The 17,323-nt window shown below is 68.7% G+C and carries 19 protein-coding genes; 3 read left to right on the top strand and 16 right to left on the bottom strand.

Annotated elements, in window-relative coordinates:
• Window positions 1-13 precede the first annotated feature (13 nt).
• The 6 genes from KZC56_RS07575 to KZC56_RS07550 all read right to left on the bottom strand — a co-directional run bounded on the left by KZC56_RS07575 (window position 14) and on the right by KZC56_RS07550 (window position 5,026).
• Window positions 14-1,069, bottom strand: a complete 1,056-nt coding sequence (locus KZC56_RS07575; protein WP_136031394.1) for a LacI family DNA-binding transcriptional regulator — start codon at window positions 1,067-1,069, stop codon at window positions 14-16.
• Between the two features lie 3 nt (window positions 1,070-1,072).
• Window positions 1,073-1,963: a carbohydrate ABC transporter permease gene (locus tag KZC56_RS07570; RefSeq protein WP_247638269.1), complete on the bottom strand. Its 891-nt coding sequence runs from the start codon at window positions 1,961-1,963 to the stop codon at window positions 1,073-1,075.
• Window positions 1,956-2,918, bottom strand: coding sequence for a carbohydrate ABC transporter permease (locus KZC56_RS07565; protein WP_136031392.1), 963 nt, complete (start codon window positions 2,916-2,918; stop codon window positions 1,956-1,958). The genes KZC56_RS07570 and KZC56_RS07565 overlap by 8 nt, the downstream gene beginning before the upstream one ends.
• Window positions 2,919-2,922: 4 nt before the next feature.
• A complete protein-coding gene (locus tag KZC56_RS07560; RefSeq protein WP_247638268.1) occupies window positions 2,923-4,185 on the bottom strand; it encodes an ABC transporter substrate-binding protein in 1,263 nt (420 codons plus the stop codon).
• 110 nt (window positions 4,186-4,295) lie between these two features.
• Complete coding sequence (locus tag KZC56_RS07555) at window positions 4,296-4,655, bottom strand: fluoride efflux transporter FluC (protein ID WP_247638267.1); 360 nt, start codon at window positions 4,653-4,655, stop codon at window positions 4,296-4,298.
• Complete coding sequence (locus KZC56_RS07550) at window positions 4,652-5,026, bottom strand: CrcB family protein (protein WP_247638266.1); 375 nt, start codon at window positions 5,024-5,026, stop codon at window positions 4,652-4,654. The genes KZC56_RS07555 and KZC56_RS07550 overlap by 4 nt, the downstream gene beginning before the upstream one ends.
• Window positions 5,027-5,112: 86 nt before the next feature.
• Between KZC56_RS07550 and KZC56_RS07545 the strand changes: the two genes are divergently transcribed.
• Window positions 5,113-6,639 (top strand): FAD-dependent oxidoreductase, encoded by a 1,527-nt coding sequence (locus KZC56_RS07545; protein ID WP_247638265.1) that lies wholly within the window; start codon window positions 5,113-5,115, stop codon window positions 6,637-6,639.
• Between the two features lie 301 nt (window positions 6,640-6,940).
• On the opposite strand, the gene KZC56_RS07540 is transcribed toward KZC56_RS07545, so the two are convergent.
• Window positions 6,941-7,309 (bottom strand): MerR family transcriptional regulator, encoded by a 369-nt coding sequence (locus tag KZC56_RS07540; protein WP_247638264.1) that lies wholly within the window; start codon window positions 7,307-7,309, stop codon window positions 6,941-6,943.
• 176 nt (window positions 7,310-7,485) lie between these two features.
• On the opposite strand from KZC56_RS07540, the gene KZC56_RS07535 reads away from it, so the two are divergent.
• The gene (locus KZC56_RS07535) at window positions 7,486-9,003 is read left to right on the top strand and encodes a SulP family inorganic anion transporter (protein WP_247638263.1); all 1,518 of its coding nucleotides are present in this window, start codon (window positions 7,486-7,488) and stop codon (window positions 9,001-9,003) included.
• Between the two features lie 71 nt (window positions 9,004-9,074).
• Here the strand turns inward: KZC56_RS07535 and KZC56_RS07530 are convergent, their stop codons facing one another.
• The 8 genes from KZC56_RS07530 to KZC56_RS07495 all read right to left on the bottom strand — a co-directional run bounded on the left by KZC56_RS07530 (window position 9,075) and on the right by KZC56_RS07495 (window position 15,366).
• Complete coding sequence (locus KZC56_RS07530; protein WP_247638262.1) at window positions 9,075-9,482, bottom strand: arsenate reductase ArsC; 408 nt, start codon at window positions 9,480-9,482, stop codon at window positions 9,075-9,077.
• Between the two features lie 26 nt (window positions 9,483-9,508).
• A complete protein-coding gene (locus KZC56_RS07525; protein WP_247638261.1) occupies window positions 9,509-10,504 on the bottom strand; it encodes a metalloregulator ArsR/SmtB family transcription factor in 996 nt (331 codons plus the stop codon).
• Entirely contained in the window at window positions 10,501-11,598 is a 1,098-nt protein-coding gene (gene arsB, locus KZC56_RS07520; protein ID WP_247638260.1) for an ACR3 family arsenite efflux transporter, read from the bottom strand. The genes KZC56_RS07525 and arsB overlap by 4 nt, the downstream gene beginning before the upstream one ends.
• Window positions 11,595-11,921 carry a thioredoxin gene (gene trxA / locus KZC56_RS07515; RefSeq protein ID WP_247638259.1) on the bottom strand — a complete coding sequence of 109 codons (327 nt, stop codon included), beginning with the start codon at window positions 11,919-11,921 and terminating at the stop codon, window positions 11,595-11,597. Before trxA ends, arsB begins: the two co-directional genes overlap by 4 nt.
• Window positions 11,918-12,895, bottom strand: coding sequence for a thioredoxin-disulfide reductase (gene trxB, locus KZC56_RS07510; RefSeq protein ID WP_247638258.1), 978 nt, complete (start codon window positions 12,893-12,895; stop codon window positions 11,918-11,920). Before trxB ends, trxA begins: the two co-directional genes overlap by 4 nt.
• A gap of 245 nt (window positions 12,896-13,140) precedes the next feature.
• On the bottom strand, window positions 13,141-13,791 hold the full coding sequence (locus tag KZC56_RS07505; RefSeq protein ID WP_247638257.1) for an alpha/beta fold hydrolase: 651 nt from the start codon (window positions 13,789-13,791) through the stop codon (window positions 13,141-13,143).
• Window positions 13,792-14,174: 383 nt separating this feature from the next.
• Entirely contained in the window at window positions 14,175-14,990 is an 816-nt protein-coding gene (locus KZC56_RS07500; RefSeq protein WP_247638256.1) for a nitroreductase family protein, read from the bottom strand.
• 4 nt (window positions 14,991-14,994) lie between these two features.
• Window positions 14,995-15,366, bottom strand: a complete 372-nt coding sequence (locus KZC56_RS07495) for a hypothetical protein (RefSeq protein WP_247638255.1) — start codon at window positions 15,364-15,366, stop codon at window positions 14,995-14,997.
• Between the two features lie 229 nt (window positions 15,367-15,595).
• On the opposite strand from KZC56_RS07495, the gene KZC56_RS07490 reads away from it, so the two are divergent.
• Window positions 15,596-16,357: a dienelactone hydrolase family protein gene (locus KZC56_RS07490; RefSeq protein ID WP_247638254.1), complete on the top strand. Its 762-nt coding sequence runs from the start codon at window positions 15,596-15,598 to the stop codon at window positions 16,355-16,357.
• A 56-nt stretch (window positions 16,358-16,413) separates the two neighbouring features.
• On the opposite strand, the gene KZC56_RS07485 is transcribed toward KZC56_RS07490, so the two are convergent.
• A complete protein-coding gene (locus KZC56_RS07485; protein WP_247638253.1) occupies window positions 16,414-17,199 on the bottom strand; it encodes a MerR family transcriptional regulator in 786 nt (261 codons plus the stop codon).
• Between the last annotated feature and the right edge of the window lie 124 nt (window positions 17,200-17,323).

Here is a 17,323-nt window from a genome sequence, read left to right as displayed (position 1 = left end):
GAGGGGTCGCGGTTCAGCGGGCGCGCGGGGCGGGGGCGTCGAGGTCGGTCGAGCCGCCGGGGACGAGCGACCACGGGAACTCGTGCAGGGTTCCCGGCGACGGATCGCTCTCGAGGGCGCGGTCGACGATGATGCGCGCCTGCCGCTCGTAGAAGTCGGTGGGGCCGACCGTGGTCAGCGTCGGGGCGATGAGCCGGGCGTCGGGGGTGTTGCCGACGCCGATCACCGCGACGTCGTGCGGCACCCGCAGCCCGAGCATGTGGGCGGCGTTGATCGCGGCGATCGCGGCGAAGTCGGTCGTGGCGTAGACGGCGTCCGGGCGATCGTCCCGCGACAGCAGCTCGATGGCCGCGGTGAACGCGCTCGCCTGGGTCTCCGCGTAGGTCACGGTCCACTCCGGCGTGCGCTCGATCCCGGCCGCCGCGAGCTTCTCGACGTAGGGCGTGTACCGCGTCACCTGCGTCCCCGCGAGGCGCACGGCTCCCTCCGCGGCGATGCAGCCGATGGCGGTGTGCCGTTCCAGGAGGTGGTCCATCGCGAGCTCGCACCCGGGGATCGCGTCGGAGCGGATCACGTCGAAGCCGTCCGGCTCCAGGTGCTCCGAGAACACGACGAGCCGCTGTCCGCGCTTGACGAGGTCGCCCAGCCGCCGGGCGTCCTCCTCGTCCAGGCCCACCCCGTCGAGGTAGGCCACGTCGCTCTCCACGCGGTCGAGCGCGGCGTGCCAGTCGCCGTCCGCGAGGATCAGCGTGGTCAGGCCGTGCTTGTTGGCCTCGGCGTTCACGGCGTCGGCCACCGCGAGCGACCACGGGTCGCTGAGCATGTGCAGGGAGAGCTGCACCATGCCGCTGCGCCCGGTGCGGATGGCCCGCGCCGCGGTGTTCGGGCGGTAGTTCAGCTCCTCCGCCGCGGCGAGCACCCGGGCGGCCGTGGCCTCGGCGACACCGGCGCCGCTGGCACCCGCCCGTCCGGAGAACACGTACGACACGGTCGCGGTCGACACCCCGGCGCGCTCGGCGACCATCCGCAGGGTCGGGCGGCGGGCCGGGACGTGTTCACGCTGTGCCATGACTCAGCCCTTCGTCCCGCTGAACGCGATGCCCTGGATGAACTGCCGCTGCAGGATCATGAAGGTCACCAGCATGGGCAGCGTCGCGAGCAGGGCGCCCGCCATCAGCACCGGGTAGTCGGTGCCGTGGATGCCGACGAGCTGGGAGAGCCCCACCGACAGCGGCATCTTCGCGGGGTCGGTGGTCACGATCAGCGGCCACAGCAGATCGTTCCAGGACCACAGCACGGTGAACACCACAAGTGCGATGATGCCAGGCTTCGCGAGCGGAACCATGATCCGCCAGAAGGTCTGCCACGGATTCGCGCCGTCGATGCGCGCCGCCTCCTCCAGCTCGGCGGGCATCGACAGGAAGAACTGCCGCATCAGGAAGGTGCCGAAGGCGCTGAAGATGCCGGGCACGATGAGCGCCTGGAGCGTGTTGAGCCAGCCGAGCGACTGGATGATCTCGTACTGCGGCAGCAGGTAGAGCTGCGACGGCACCATCAGCACCGACAGGAACACGACGAACAGCGCGTTGCGGCCGGGGAACGGGATGCGCGCGAAGGCGTAGCCGGCCATGGTGCACAGCGCGACCTGCCCCACGGTGCGGCCGACCGTCAGCAGCACCGAGTTGAGGAACATCTGGCCGAACGGGATCGAGTCGAACACCTCGGCGAAGTTCGTGAAGACCCACTCGCGCGGCAGGAACGAGGGCGGCACCTGCACCGAGTCGGACAGCGTCTTGAACGACGTCAGCAGCTGCCAGACGAACGGGAACACCATGAGCACGGCGCCGAGGATCAGCACCACGTGCACGATCCACAGCCCGCGGTTGCGGGGGCGTCCGGCGCCGCGCGAGCGCGTGGACGGGGCGCCGACCACGGCCCGGGTGTCGAGGGAGACGTCACTCATAGTGCACCCACTTCTTCTGGAGCCGGAACTGCACGATGGTCAGCACGAGGATGATGAGCAGCAGCAGGAACGCGACGGCGGCCGCGTAGCCGCGGTCGTTGTCGAGGAATCCCGCTTCGTAGAACAGGTAGACGACCGTGCGGGTGTTCGGCATCGCGGGGTTGCTGCGGCCGAGCATCATGTAGACGAGGTCGAACACCTGGAGCGCGCCGATCACGCTGATCACGCTCACGAAGAAGATCGACGGCGACAGCAGCGGGATGGTGATCGAGAAGAACTTCCGCACGGGTCCGGCGCCGTCGAGGTCGGCCGCCTCCATGATCGTGTCGGGGATGCCCTGCAGCCCGGCGAGGAAGATGACGATGTTGGTTCCGAGTCCGGCCCAGATGCCGACCACGGCGATCGCGACGAGCGCGGTGTTCGGGTCGGTCAGCCAGCTGCGTCCCTCGATGCCCACCGCGGCGAGCGCGGCGTTGAGCACGCCATAGTCGCCGTTGTAGATCATGCGCCACACCAGCGCGATGGCGGCGGGCATGGTCACGACGGGGATGAAGTAGAGCGTGCGGTAGGCGCTGCGTCCCTTCAGGCCGGTGGTGTTGAGCAGGGCGGCGATGCCGACGGCGATCGGGATGCCGATCAGGGCGATCACGGTGTAGACGGCGGTGTTGCGCAGCGCGCCGAGCAGCTCGGGGTCCTGGAGGAGTCGCGCGTAGTTGTCGAAGCCGATCCACTCGGAGCCGCCGAACGGGCCCGACTTGGTGAACGAGATGATGAGCGTGCGCACGGTCGGCCACAGATAGAACACGGCCAGGCCGAGGGCGGTGGGGCCGAGGAACACCAGGGCCCACCAGGGCGAGGCGCCGGGGGTGCGGCGCCGGCGGCGGACACCGGAGGGGCGGGCCTCCGGCGTCCGCTCGGCCGTCGGCGCGACCGCGCGGGGCGCGATGACGGTCATGCGCTCACTCCTGCTCGGCGTCCAGCGCGGTCTGCATCTGTGCGGCGAGGTCCTTCAGGCCGTCCTTCGGGGTGACGGCACCCGACCACACCTGCGACAGCACCTCGCTCTCGATGCTGGTCCACGCCGAGGTGTTCTTCGACACGGGGTAGGGCACGGCGGTGTCGAGCGCGTCGATGTACACCTGGAGGTCGTACTGCGGGAGGGCGTCGACCCAGGCCTGCTGGGTGCCGTTGAACGCGGGGATCACGGTGCCGGTCTCGGCCTGGATCTTCGCGGCCTGCTCCCCGCTGGCGAAGGCGGCGAAGTCCTGGGCGGCGGCGAGGTGCGGGCTCTTGGCGTTGGCGACGTTGCCGACGCCGTGGATCACGCTCTGGTTGCCCTCGGGCCCGGCCGGCAGCGGGGCGACGTCGACCGTGCCGCCGATGTCGGCGTTGTCGGCGTAGGCGATGGCGGCCCAGGAGCCGTTCTGGAACATGGCGACCTTGCCGGAGAGGAAGAAGTCCTCCGGGTTGGTGTCGGTCATCTGCTGCGCGGTGGGTGAGGACCCGTCCGCGATGAGGTTCGTCCACAGCTCGATGCCCTCCAGCGCCTCGGGCGAGCCGTAGCCGCTCTCGGTCCCGTCGGCGGAGATGACCTCGCCGCCGGCCTGGGCGATCGAGTTGTAGAAGTTCTCCTGGCCATACTGGCTGGCGGCGATGCCGTACTGGCCCGTGGCGGGGTCGGTGAGCTTCGCGGCCGCGGCGGTGAAGTCGTCCCACGTCCAGCCGGCGCTCGGGTACTCCACGCCCGCGGCGTCGAAGAGCGCCTTGTTGTACCAGAGGGCGACGGTGTCGAAGTCCTTCGGGGCGCCGTAGAGCTTTCCGTCGTAGGTGTACAGGTCGACGAGACCCTGCGGGTAGTCGGAGGCGTCGACGCCGTCGAGCGGCGCGAGCTGGCCGTTGGAGGCGTAGAGCTGGAAGTTGGGGCCGTTCATCCAGAAGACGTCGGCGGCGGATCCTCCGGTGACGGCGGTCTGGAGCTTGGTGAAGTACTCCTTGTAGGGCGTGACCTGGATCTCGATCGAGACGTTCGGATGCTCCTCGGTGTAGGCGGCGGCGATGTCCTCCATGGCCGGCTTCTGGTTCTCGTCCCAGATGGCGTAGCTGAGGGTGATGTCGCCGTCGGACGACTCCCCGGTGGCGGAGGAGGAGCAGGCCGACAGCGCGAGGACGGCGGCCGCCGAGGCGGCGATGGCGCCGAGGGCGCGACGGGTGGTGCGGGGCATCGAGGTCTCCTTTGACGGGTGCACGAGCGGGTGGAAAGCAGTGTTAACCGTTTAGCGTTAAACGATTAGCACGAGAGTAGCGGCGCCCACCGACACTCCGCAAGGGCGGATCAGAGAAGCGCGCCGAGGCCCAGGCCGAGCACGGCCGCGAGCAGCCCGAGCAGCAGCATGCCGACCGCGTCGAACACCGCCGCGGGCTTCGCGCCGTCGCGCCACAGGGCCACCGCGTCGAGCATGGCCGTGCTGAACGTGGTGTAGCCGCCCAGCAGCCCCGCCCCCAGCACGAACGCCTGCTCGGGCAGCGCGGCCGTCACGAGGCCGAGCGCGAACGACCCGCTCAGATTCACCGCCAGGATGCCCCACGGGAAGCGGCGCCCCGCGAGCCGTGCCACCCCGAGGTCGAGCAGGTAGCGCAGCACCGCGCCGACGCCGCCCGCAAGCGCCGCCGCGAGGAACAGCAGCGGGCTCACGACGCCCCTCCCCGCCGGGGCCGTCCGAGCCGCAGGCCGAGCGCGGCAGCAGCGAGCCCGAGCACCAGGCTCCCGGCGGCGTAGGCGGCCGCGAGCAGCGGGGCCGTGTCCCACAGCGCGACCGTCCCGGTCATGAAGGCGCTGTAGGTCGTGAAGCCGCCCAGCACCCCGGTGCCGAGCAGCAGCCGCAGGTCGGCCGAGGCGGGGAGCCGTGCCGCCACCACCCCGATCAGCAGCGCCCCGAGGAGATTGGCGAGCAGCACCGCGAGTGGGAATCCCCCGGGGTCGGGCAGCGCGAGGCCGAGCGCCAGCCGCGCCGCCGTGCCGACCGTGCCGCCCAGGGCGACGAGCAGCACGCGGCGGAGGTTCACGTTGGCCACTGTACTGCCGCATGACAGCGCGACCGTCCGTTGTCAAGCCGCTGGGAGCCCGGCCGCCGCCGTCGTTCACTGGTCGCATGATGCCTCTCTGGAAGGTCGACCAGGCCGCGCCCCTCGGCACCCCCTTCGACCCGGGTGCACGGCACGACGTGATCATCGTCGGCGCGGGACTCACCGGGCTCTCCACCGCGGTCATGCTCACGCGCGCCGGTCTCGATGTCGCGGTGCTCGAGTCGGGCGCGATCGCCGAACTGGCGTCCGGCGGGAACACCGGCAAGCTGTCGCTGCTGCAGGGGAAACAGCTCGCCACGATCCGGCAGCGCCACAGCGCCTCGCTCGTGCAGGCCTACGTCGACGCGAACCGCGCCGGCATGGACTGGCTCACGGGCTTCGCCGACAGCGCCGGGGTGTCGTACACGCAGCGCACCGACCACACGTACGCGCAGAGCGCCGAGGGCATGGAGTCGGTACGCGACCAGCACGCCGCAGCGCGCGAGGCCGGGCTGCCGACGCGGCTGCTCACACCGCACGAGCTGTCGACGCCGTTCCCGGTCGCGGGCGCGGTCGCTCTCGATCACCAGGTCACGATCGACCCGGTCGCCGTGGCCGACGCCCTGGCGAAGGAGTTCGTGGCGAACGGCGGCACCCTCCACACGGGCGTCCGGGTCACCGGGGCGCATGCCCTCCCCGACCCGCGGGTCGAGACCGCCGCCGGGCCGATGTTCGCGGAGCACATCGTCCTCGCCACCGGAACCCCGATCCTGGACCGCGGTCTGTACTTCTCCAAGGTGGCCGGGATGCGCTCGTACTGCGTGTCGTTCCGGGTCTCCGGGGGCGTGCCGGAGGGCACGTTCATCTCGGCGGACAGTCCCACGCGGTCGATCCGGCCGGTATCGCACGCCGACGGCCCCGGGGACACGGCGCAGCTCGTCGTGGGCGGCAACGGCCACCCGGTGGGGCGCTCGCACGGCGAGACCGCGGCCATCGACGACCTCGTGTCGTGGACGCGGCTGCACTTCCCCGACGCGGAGGAGACGCATCGCTGGTCGGCGCAGGACTACCAGTCGCACAACCTCATCCCGTTCGTGGGGGCGCTGCCCCGCGGACTCGGCCGCATCCGGTTCGCGACGGGGTACGCCAAGTGGGGGCTGTCGAACGCCCCGGCCGCAGCGCTGCGGCTCACCGAGGAGGTCATCGGCACGAAGCGCAGCGAGCGCCCGTCGTGGATGATCCGCATCGGCACGCGGCTGACCGTTCCCGCCGACCTGGCGCGGGGCGCGGTCGAGGGCGCCAAGGTGGCCGCGGCGGCGACCAAGGGCTGGGTGGATGCGGAGGCCACGCCCGTGCCGGTGCCGCAGCCGGCGGAGGGCGAGGGCGTCGTGGCGAACCGGGGCGGGCGACCCGTGGCGATCTCGACGGTCGACGGCGTCACCCGTGCAGTGAGCGCCGTGTGCACGCACCTCGGCGGGGTGCTCGACTGGAACGACGCGGAGTGCACGTGGGACTGCCCGCTGCACGCCTCCCGCTTCGCCGCGGACGGCACGCGCATCGAGGGGCCGGCGCTGGAGGACCTGCGGTCGTTCCCGCGCACGACAGAGCCCTGAGCGTCAGCGCAGCGAACTTCTCCCCTCGTCGCCTCGCACCCGCGAATGGCATCAGGCGTGAGCCACGGGTCGTAACGCCCATCGGCTTGTGGCTGGTGCACCGTCTCCACGCGACGAAGAACCGCCGAAAACGGTGCTGCCATCCTTCCGGCGCGATTCGGTTTCGGCAGGGGGTTTCGGCGGAACATTCTTGCGTGTCGTGCACCTGGTCGTCGACGTCGATGAGGCTGCCGGAAACGATCGTTTACGGCAGGCCGATCGAGCGGGATTCCGAGGCCTCAGGCCGAGTCAATACGTCGCTCTAGAGTTGGCCCAGCAACTGCACGAACTCATCGGCCATGGCGAGCTGTTCCGTGAGCTTCTGACGGCGCTGGTCGGCGCCGTCGCGGATGTCGTCGATCCGGGCGCGCAGCGCGATATCGCTCGGGGCAATGGTGAGTGCGTCGACAACGTCGAGGAGTTCGCGCATCTCGTCGAGGGTGTAACCCAACGGTTTCATTCTGCGGATGATGAGGATGCGTTCGACGTCTTTCTCGGTGTACAGCCGAAACCCGCCCTCCGTGCGTGCGGACGGCTGCACGAGCCCCACGTCGTCCCAGTGTCGAAGTGAGCGGAATGAGAGCGCCGTACGCTCGGCCACCTCGCCGATCCGCATCGTTTCGACGGTCACGTGTTCGTCTTCCACTGATTTCCCCACAACACTCACGTTACGTTAGAGTCTAGATCGGCGCGGCTCTCGCGCCCGCTCCCTCATCTTCCCGTGTCGGCCTGACCGACGCCTGCGCGCCGCTGCGCTCCCATTCGTTTCCCGTGCTCTCACGAGAGAGCCCAACACCCGGAGGGCACATGACTGCCGTCACTCCCACCCGCGACTCCGCGTCGCGCTACCGCATCGAACCCACCGTCATGCAGGCGCTGCGCAGCCCGCGCCTGCTCACTCGTGAAGTCCTCGCCGGCCTCGTCGTCGCACTTGCCCTGATCCCGGAGGCCATCGCGTTCTCGATCATCGCGGGCGTGGACCCCCGGGTCGGGCTGTTCTCGTCCTTCATCATGGCCGTCGCGATCGCCTTCCTCGGCGGACGGCCTGCCATGATCACCGCGGCCACCGGAGCAATCGCGCTCGTCATCGCGCCCGTCGCTCGCGAGTACGGCATGGACTACTTCATCGCCACGGTCCTGCTCGGCGGACTCATCCAGATCGTCCTCTCGTTGCTCGGTGTCGCCAAGCTGATGCGGTTCATCCCGCGGTCGGTGATGGTCGGCTTCGTGAACGCCCTGGCGATCTTGATCTTCACTTCGCAGTTCCCTCAGCTCATCGGCGTTCCCTGGTTGGTCTACCCGCTCGTCGCGGGCGGCCTGCTGGTGATGTATCTGATGCCGCGGATCACGAAGGTGATCCCGGCACCACTCGTCGCGATCGTGCTGCTCACCGCGGCAGTCGTGGTCTTCGCATGGAACGTGCCGAACGTCGGCGATCAGGGAGAGCTCCCCGAGAGCTTGCCAGCGCTGTTCATTCCGAACGTGCCGCTCACCTTCGAGACGCTGCAGATCATCGCTCCCTACGCGCTGGCTATGGCCGTGGTCGGCCTACTCGAGTCGCTCATGACCGCGAAGCTCGTCGACGACATCACCGACACCCACTCCCGCAAGACCCGCGAGGCGCTCGGCCAGGGCGCCGCGAACGTCCTCTCTGGCGCGTTCGGCGGCATGGGTGGCTGCGCGATGATCGGCCAGACGATGATCAACGTCAAAGCCTCCGGTGCGCGCACCCGGATCTCGACCTTCCTCGCCGGTGTCTTCCTGCTGATCCTCGTGCTTGCACTCGGCGACGTGGTCGCGATCATCCCCATGGCAGCACTCGTCGCCGTGATGATCCTCGTCTCGATCGCGACCTTCGATTGGCACAGCATCCGCTGGAGCACACTCAAGCGCATGCCGAAGAGTGAGACGGCGGTCATGCTCATCACCGTCATCGCCACCGTCTGGACCCACAACCTCGCAGTCGGCGTCATCCTCGGCGTCATTGCCGCGATGATCATGTTCGCCCGCCGCGTCGCGCACTTCGTCAGCGTCACCCGCTCCGTCAACGCTGATACCGCCACAGCGCACTACGCCGTCGACGGAGAACTCTTCTTCGCCTCCAGCAACGACCTCACCACCCAGTTCGAGTACGCCGACGACCCCGACACCGTGATCATCGACATGAGCCACTCCCACGTCTGGGATGCCTCCACCGTCGCTGCCCTCGATGCCATCGTCACCAAGTACGAAAACCATGGCAAGACCGTCACCATCGAGGGCCTGAACGACACCGCGGCAGCGTTCCACGGTCGCCTCACCGGCAACCTTGGCGCCGGGCACTAGCACCAATAGAGAAGAGGTAGGGAGCGCGGTGAGCGCTGGCTCCTACCTCTTCTTCCCTGCGTCAGTGGCGATCAGGTGAGTTCGCTCACCAGTTGCGCGATGCGGGCGCGGATGTCGTCACGGATCGGACGGACGGCCTCGATGCCCTGCCCGGCCGGGTCGTCGAGCTTCCAGTCCTCGTACCGCTTGCCTGGGAAGAACGGGCACGCGTCGCCGCAGCCCATCGTGATCACCACGTCGGATGCCTGCACCGCTTCGGACGTGAGTACCTTGGGCTGCTCGGCGGTGATATCGATACCGAGCTCACCCATCGCCTCGACCGCCGTCGGGTTGATCTGATCGGCGGGCATTGAGCCGGCCGAGCGGACCTCGATGCGGTCGCCCGCGATGTCGCGCAGGAATCCGGCGGCCATCTGGGAGCGTCCGGCGTTGTGCACGCAGACGAAGAGGACGGAGGGCTTGGTGATCGTGTCGGTCATGGTTGCTCCTGAGAGTGAGATGTCGGTCAGTTGAGGAGGTCGTCGACGAGGGCCCGCACACGTTCGGCGATGTCGTCACGGATGGCTTCGACGCCTTCGCGTGAGGCGAGGGCCGGGTCTCCGACGGCCCAGTCGTCGTAGCGCACGCCGGGGATGATCGGGCAGACGTCGCCGCAGCCCATCGTGATGACAATGTCGGCCGCGCGCACGGCGTCGTCGGTGAGCGGCTTCGGGAAGCGCTCTGCTGCCTGATTGCCTTCGATCTCGGCGAGGATCGAGCGCACATGCGGATGGATGACGTCCGCCGGAGTGGATCCTGCCGAGCGAGCGACAACCTTGCCGGCGGCGAGCTTGTTGACGAGCGCTGCGGCGAGCTGCGAACGCCCAGCGTTCGCGACGCAGACGAACAGCACCTGAGGCACCGACGCGTCACGGTCACGGGTGAGGTCGGCGAGACGTTGACGGGCAAAGCGCTCGGTGAGAGGCACCAGAGCCGAGGTGACGCGGGCCGACCGGGCAAGCGACGTGTACGACTCGCGGACGATCGACAGCACGACATCCTCATCGAGTTCAGGAACCTCACCTGCCAGCTCCTCAGCGAGACGCGTCACCCGCGCATCGAAGTCGGGGCGAAGCTCCTCGTCCCCCGCGTCAGTGCCGTCCGGATGGGCGATGGACGCGGGAGCGAAGGAGTCCAGGAGTGCGGTTACCGCGGCGCGGCGGTTCGGATTGATCCGGTACCAGACCCATGTTCCCCGTCGCTCGGAGGTGAGCACATCGACGTCCTTGAGCACCTTGAGGTGGTGAGACACCGTCGGCTGGGCAACGTCGGCGAGCTCGGCGAGATCGCACACGCACGACTCGCCGCGCGGGTCGGACGCGATGGCCGACAGCATCCGCAGCCGTAGCGGATCCGACAGAGCCTTCAACGTCGCCGCCACCGCGGAAGCTGCTTCCAGCCCGATCGCATGAGTGGCGACGGGACTGCAGGTGTCGTCTGCGGTTGCCAGGGTGACGTTCATGACGAAATCCTCTCAGCGGTGTACGGGTCGGTGTGGAACCAGCGGCGGGCCGCCCAGAGTGAGACGTAGACGAGCCCGACCAGGACCGGCACCTCGATCAGGGGGCCGACGACTCCGGCGAGGGCCTGACCGGACGTCGCACCGAAGGTGCCGATGGCGACGGCAATGGCGAGTTCGAAGTTGTTGCCGGCGGCAGTGAATGCCAGTGTCGACGATCGTGCGTATCCGAGCCCAAGGGCCTTGCCGGTGAAGAGGCCTATGAACCACATGACGCCGAAGTACACCAGCAACGGGAGCGCGATCCGGGCGACATCCCACGGTCGGCTCGTGACCTGCTCACCCTGCAGGGCGAACAGCAGCACGATCGTGAACAGCAGACCGTAGAGCGCCCAGGGGCCGATCTTCGACAGGAAGCTGTCTTCGTACCAGTCGCGTCCCTTGGCGCGTTCACCGATGAAGCGGGAGGCGAATCCCGCGACGAGGGGGATCCCGAGGAAGATCAGCACGTTCAACGCGATCTGCCAGACCGAGATATCGAGGCCCTGGGAATCGAGGCCGAGCCAGCCAGGGAGGACCGTGAGGTAGAACCAGCCGAGCAGCGAGAAGGCGATGACCTGGAAGACGGAGTTGATGGCCACGAGCACCGCTGCGGCTTCGCGGTCGCCGCAGGCGAGATCGTTCCAGATGACGACCATGGCGATGCAGCGCGCGAGCCCCACGATGATGAGGCCGGTGCGGTACTCGGGCAGGTCGGGTAGGAACGCCCACGCGAGGGCAAACATCAGCGCCGGCCCGACGAGCCAGTTGAGGACCAGCGACGAGATCAGGAGTCTCTTATCGCCGGTGACGGCGGCGACCTTGTCGTAGCGGACCTTCGCGAGGACCGGGTACATCATCACCAGTAGGCCGAGGGCGATCGGGATCGATACCCCGCCGACCTCGAGGCTGGCCAGGACGCCGGAGACACCGGGGATGAAGCGGCCGATGACGATGCCGCCGACCATAGCCAGGCCGATCCAGAGTGGCAGCCAGCGGTCGAGGGTCGACAGGCGGCGCGTGGCCGGGGCTGTGGTGGGTACGGTTGCGGTGCTCATGCGAGAAGCGCATCCATCTTCTCGGCGATGGCGGGCTTCGGGTGGGCGCCGATGAGCATGTCCACTCGTTCGCCTCCCGTGTAGAAGCCGAGGGTGGGGATGGAGGTGACGCCGATTGCGGTGACGGTCTCGGGGTTCTGGTCGGCGTCGAGCTTGACGATCTTCACGCGGCCGTCGTATTCGACGGCGAGTTGGTCCAGGATGGGCGCGACCTGCTTGCAGGGCCCACACCAGGTGGCCCAGATATCGACGACGACGGGGATCTCGGAATTGAGGACCTCGGCCTGGAAGGTGGCGTCGGTGGCGGTGATGGGTGCGCTCATGCGTAGACCTCCTCAGTCTCGATTGATACTGGTGCGGTCTCGTCGAGCGCAGCGAGGTAGTGCTGGGCGTCTTGTGCTGCGGCGCATCCAGTACCGGCGGCGGTGATTGCCTGGCGGTACGTGTGGTCGACGAGATCGCCGGCAGCGAAGACGCCCGCCAGGTTCGTGCGGGTTGAAGGGTGCTCAACGAGCACGTAGCCATCGGCATCCGTCTCGACGAGCCCGGTGACGATCTCGGACCGCGGATCATGACCGATCGCGACGAAGACTCCTGTGGCCGGCAGCTGCCGCTCGGCGCCGGCGACGGTATCGCGCAGTGTGACCGCCTCCACCTTCTCCGCGCCGATGAGGCCCACGACCTCGCTGTTCCAGACGACCTCGATCTTGGGATGGTCGAGCACCCGCTGCGCCATGATTTTCGAGGCCCGGAACTCACCGCGATGGTGCACCACGGTGACTTTCGATGCGAAGCGGGTCAGGAACAGTGCCTCTTCCATCGCGGAGTCCCCACCGCCGACGACGACGATCTCTTGGTCGCGGAAGAAGAACCCGTCGCAGGTGGCGCACCAGGAGATGCCGCGGCCGGTGAGTCTCTCCTCATCGGGAATACCGAGCTTGCGGTAGGCGGACCCCATCGTCAGGATCACCGCGCGGGCAAGGAAAGTCTCACCAGAGCCTGTCTCGATCGTCTTAATGGAGCCGTCAAGGTCGACGCGGACGGCGTCGTCGAGGAGAATACGGGCACCGAAGCGTTCGGCCTGCGCGCGCATGGCCTCCATGAGCTCGGGGCCCTGCACGCCCTCGACGAAACCAGGGAAGTTCTCCACCTCGGTCGTGGTCATCAGTGCGCCGCCAGCAGTCACCGAACCGGCAATCACTACCGGAGCGAGACCAGCACGCGCGGCATAGACGGCCGCCGTGTACCCCGCAGGGCCGGAACCGACGATGACTAGCTCAACCTCTTGTATCGACATGCGTCTATATTGACGCACCTCGATATGAAAGGGCAAGCCGCGGCGCGGTTGTTCACCGATGTGTCATGAGAGCGATCGCCCCGACAGGGACACACGTCAGCGATGCCCCGCACCTCGATCACCGACACCGCCGGCAACTCCCGCCAGAAACGTCCGCCGGATCCGCGTTTCGGTAAGCCTTTGCGGCAGGACAAATCTGCTCACTTCGCAAAGCTGCCGCAAACGATCGTTTCCGGCAAGCCCGCTTAGAGCCCGGAGAGGAACGCGTCGACTGTGTCGGCGAAGCCTGAATGATCCTGCGGTCTGTGATTCGTGCCGGAGAGCTGAACGTGTCTCGCACCCTCTCCTACCAAAACGCCCGCTATCGCCTCGTACTCCGCGTTCCATCCTCCCGTGATGACAAGGGTGGGCACTCCGTTGATCGCGGAGCTTGTCACTCCGAATCCCCACGGGGGCTGCTTCGCTTCAAATCTCGCGGCGACCTCCCGCTCCGCGTCCCAGCGAGAACGGTCGGCGGGGCCTCCGAACATGAGCGGCCGGACGATGGACCAGTAACCGAACAGGTCGCCTCTGCGAGAGAGGGTTCTGGCGCGAGTCATCGCGTCGATGTGGCGTTCGATCGCCGCATCGCCCCTGGCGACGTCATACAGTCCAGGCTCCAGCAGAACGAGTGCGCATGGAGCAATCTGATGCGCCTGCAGAGCGAGGAACACGGGCACGGCGCCGGCGGAGTGCGCAAGAACGACCGCATCGCGCGGTGTGAGCGCAGAGAGAGAAGCAACGTTCGCGTCCATCGGTCCAGTGAAGTCAAGACACGCGAACTGCGACCCCTGGGTGGGGATTGAAGGCCAGGCATCAGTGCCCTGGCGACCCGCGCCGTGTACATACACTCGCATCCGCCCAGGGTACTCGCGGCCTCCGAACATCCCTGCCACAACCGGCTTACGGCAATCGGTAGTGGTGCGCCAACCAGGCGCATGGGAGCTCTACGCCCGAAACGAGCGTTTTCGGAAACCGGCTTCTCGAGCCGCGTGCAGGCTCGGTCTCGGGCCACCGACTGGGTAGCCCCTGGCCACCTTCGATCAAGCCCTGTTTGTTTCCCCTACGAGACGACTCTCGGTCGCCATTGCGGCTCGCGCCGCATCTTCACGCCGCGCGGCCATGCTTTGACCCTGCGGCCGGGGCCGGGGGCCGGGAACGTCACTGTCGTCCGGGGCGCGTTCGGCCTTGACGGCCACCGTGCCGATGAGGATCGTCCATCCAGAGAACAAGCGGATGCCTACCCCGCTTTGGCGTCGCGCAGCGGCTCGTCCCACCCCTGCTGCGGGGTGTCGCAGCTCTCGCGGAACACGTACTGCGACGCGAGCTTGCGCTGGCTGCTCGACCAGTCGATCGCCGGGCGCCGCTGCTCGGGCGGCAGGTACCCCAGCCGGTACACGGCCATGAGCTCCAGGTCGTCGGGCACGCGCAGCAGTGACACGATCTCGTCCCAGCGCCCGGGCACCTCCATCGGGAAGGAGATGAACTGGATGCCCATCCCGAGCTCGACCGTGGTGAGCCACACGTTCTCCATCGCGGCCCCCATGCTGAACACGGAGTAGAACGACGACAGCTGTCCCGGCCGGTATTCGCTGCGGTCGAGCATTACCCCGAGCAGCAGCGGCGACCCTGCCACGAGCTTGCGGTTCTCCGAGCCGAGCGTCTTCGGCACCCCGAACGTGTTCATGAGCGTCTGGCCCCGCTTCGTGAACACCTGCGAGGTGAACGGCCGCAGCGGAGCGGGGAGCTTGTCGAACAGCATCCCGCTGCGCTTCTGCTCCATCTCCTCCTCGCTGAACCGGAAGTACGGCTTGTAGCGCTCGAAGAAGGTGCCGTTCGACATCGCCTCGGTCATGCTCTCGCCCGAGATGCGCGCGATCTGCTCGATGGTGTCGCGGTTCTCGATCACCACGAAGCGCCACGGCTGGCTGTTCAGCTGCGACGGCGCCCGCCCTGCCGCCTCCAGCAGGATGCGCTGGTGCTCCTCCGACACGGGGTCGGGCAGGAACGGGCCGTTGGTGGTCTTGCGGCGGCGGATGGCGTCGAGGAGTTCCATGCGTTCACTTCCGGTCGGCGGAGCGGGAGAGCAGCAGTCCCGCGAGGACGAAGGGCGCGGCGGCCAGCGCCACGAGCGGGTGGCGGCGCGTGTGCGTGCCGAGGTACGGGATCGCGGCGAGCGGCGCGGCCGCGGGGAGCAGGGCGAGGGCGGCGCGGCGGCTGGGGCGACGCGGCTCGCCCCACAGCCCGGCGCTGGCGGCGAGCGCCGCGGTCGCGCAGGTGGCGATGTAGAGCGCGTGGTGCAGCCACCGGAAGTTCCGGGTGTCGACCAGGCGGAGGGCGACCGAGGCGCCGAGGGCGCAGTTCGCCGTGTAGGCGGCGGCCGCGGCGACGAACAGCGGCGCGGCGTTCGAGCGCCGACGTCGGTGGACCATGACCCGACCCTACGCCCGGGCGTCGCCGCGGAGCGCCCCCTTGCGCGCCGCCGTCCGGATTCGGTACGGCGGCCGCCCTCGACCGCGCGGTAGCCTGGGATCCCGTGCCCGAGGCGAGGAGGTGGTGTCCGTGTTCACAACGACGTCGGTGCTCCTCCGAGGAGTCGCGGTCGGGCGATAGGTCGCCCGGGAGTGCCGCAGTTCTGCCGCATTCCCGAAAGGTACGACCATGACCATGCACTTCACCTCGGCGCCGCATCTCAGCGACGGCGTCATCGAACGGGAGTTCGTCCTCGGGGGCGTCCCCGGCGTGCTCTGGACCCCCGTCTCCGCCTCTCCCGACACCCCCGTTCCGCTCGTCCTGCTGGGCCAGCCCGGCGGCTTCGGCCTGCAGCGAATGCGCTCCCGTCTCGCCGGCCGGGCGCGGGCGTGTGCCGCGCAGGGGTTCGCCGCCGTCGCGATCGAGCTTCCCGGTGCGGGCGAGCGCACACCGCTCGCCGGTGCCGCCGAGGCCCGCGCAGACCTGGTCCGCGCACTCGACGAAGCGCGCGCGCCAGGCGACGAGCTGATCGATCGGCTGATCCTGCCGCTCGTCGACGCGGCGGTGCCCGAGTGGCAGCGGACCATGGACGCGGTGCTCGCGCTGCCGGAGATCGGCGAGCGCGTCGGGATCTCGGGCGGGGTGATCGCGGTCGCGACGCGCCTGGCCGCTGTCGACCCGCGGATCGTCGCCGCGGGCCTGTTCGCCGGGAGCTACGTGCCGCGCGCGACCTTCGCCGAGGCCCGACGGATCACGATCCCGGTGCACGTGCTGCTGCAGTGGGACGACGAGGGTAACGACCGCGCGATGGCGCTCGAGCTGTTCGACGCGTTCGCCTCCTCGGAGAAGACGCTGCAGGCCAACCTGGGCGGCCACACCGGGGTGCCGGCCTTCGCTGCGGACGACGCCGCTCGCTTCTTCGCCCGTCACCTCGGCGCGGCGTCCGGCTGAGCCTGTGCCCGGCGCCCCGCTCCCGGTGACAGGAGCGGGGCGACGGGCCGGACCCGCTAGAGGTTGCCGTCCGCGTAGATGCGGAGGGCGTCGCGCACGAACTCGGCGCCGCGGGTGCCGCCGTCCGAGGTCGCGTAGTTCGCGCCGAAGCGCGGGTCGGCGACGTACATCTCGCCGAGCCCGGTCACGTACGCCTTCACGTCGCCGCCGGGCGCCGCGGCGGGTGTGCCGGGGATGCCCGTGAGCCACTCGACGTGACGTCGCGCGAGCTCCTGCGCCTCGGGGGACTCGGGGTCGGCACCGCTCTCGGCCGTGGCGACCCAGTCGCGTCCGAGGTCGGACACGCGCTGCTGCCAGTCGGCGCGCTCGGCGTCGGTCATCCCGCGCCACCAGCGGTCGCTGTCGGCGTAGGCCTGACGACCCCAGCGCTCCTCGACCTCCTCCTTGTACTGGGTGTGGTCGAAGCCGTCGAACATGTTCTCTGCCATGAGGTTCTCACCTCCTCTCAATGCCGTGATGGTGGATTCGACCGACGCGATCTGCCGCGCCAGCCGGTTCTGCTCCGCGCGCAGCAGCGCGAGGTGGGTCTCGAGGGCTGCGGCCTCGGTCGGTGCGGCGTCGGCGCGCAGCACGTCGGCGATCTGCGGCAGTCCGAGTCCGAGCTCGCGCAGCAGCAGGATGCGCTGCAGCCGCACGAGCGCCTCGCCGTCGTAGTGCCGGTAGCCGTTCGCGGCGATGCGCGAGGGCGGGAGCAGGCCGATGTCGTCGTAGTGACGCAGCGTCCTGCTCGTGGTGCCCGCGAGCCGTGCGATCTCCTGGATCGACCAGTCCGCCTTCGTCATGTCTCCTCCTCTCGGTGTGATGTCTCCACGGTAGAAGTTGACGCAACGTCAATGTCAAGCGGTCGTGGCGGTCACCCTTGACACATCGAGATATATCGTGTTCACTGAGGGACACACGATATAT

Source organism: Microbacterium sufflavum, assembly GCF_023091155.1.
GTDB lineage: Bacteria > Actinomycetota > Actinomycetes > Actinomycetales > Microbacteriaceae > Microbacterium > Microbacterium sufflavum.
Note: the sequence above shows the minus strand (reverse complement) of the source record. Positions and strands in the feature narration are given on the sequence as shown.